This window comes from Pandoraea sp. PE-S2R-1 (genome assembly GCF_002179865.1).
Lineage (GTDB): Bacteria > Pseudomonadota > Gammaproteobacteria > Burkholderiales > Burkholderiaceae > Pandoraea.
In genome coordinates this window covers 1-440 of record NZ_NGUR01000142.1, presented here as the reverse complement: position 1 = coordinate 440, position 440 = coordinate 1, and the positions used below count along the sequence as shown (strand labels likewise).

The following is a 440-nucleotide window of genomic DNA, read 5'->3' as shown; positions in this document are numbered from 1 at the left end:
AAGCTGCCGCAACTCAAGATTTATGGGGGCGACTGGCCGACGCCCGATGGCACGGGGTTCGTGACTACATCCACGTGGTGGATCTGGCGCGCGGTCACCTGGCGGCGCTAGCAGGCCTGCACAAGTTGGATGAGGGGTTCACCGTCAATCTGGGAACCGGCCGAGGGCAGAGCGTGCTTGAGGTCGTGCGGGCGTTCGAAGCCGCCAGCGGCCGCGAAGTGGCGTACGAGATTGTCGAGCGTCGCTCGGGCGATGTGGGGTCTTCCTACGCCGACGCGTCGCGCGCCAACGCACTGTTGGGCTGGCGCGCCGAGTACGATCTGGCACGCATGTGCGCCGATCACTGGCGCTGGCAGCACCAGAATCCTGACGGATATCAATCGTCGCGCCCAAATCCCTGAGACCCCTCACGGGACGAATGAAAGCAATTCGCAATTGGG

Annotated in this window: 1 pseudogene; it reads left to right on the top strand. The window is 64.1% G+C overall.

What is annotated here, in order from left to right:
* A pseudogene (locus CDV44_RS27430) lies at positions 1 to 401 on the top strand (NAD-dependent epimerase/dehydratase family protein); the annotation flags it as partial.
* Positions 402 to 440 lie beyond the last annotated feature (39 nt).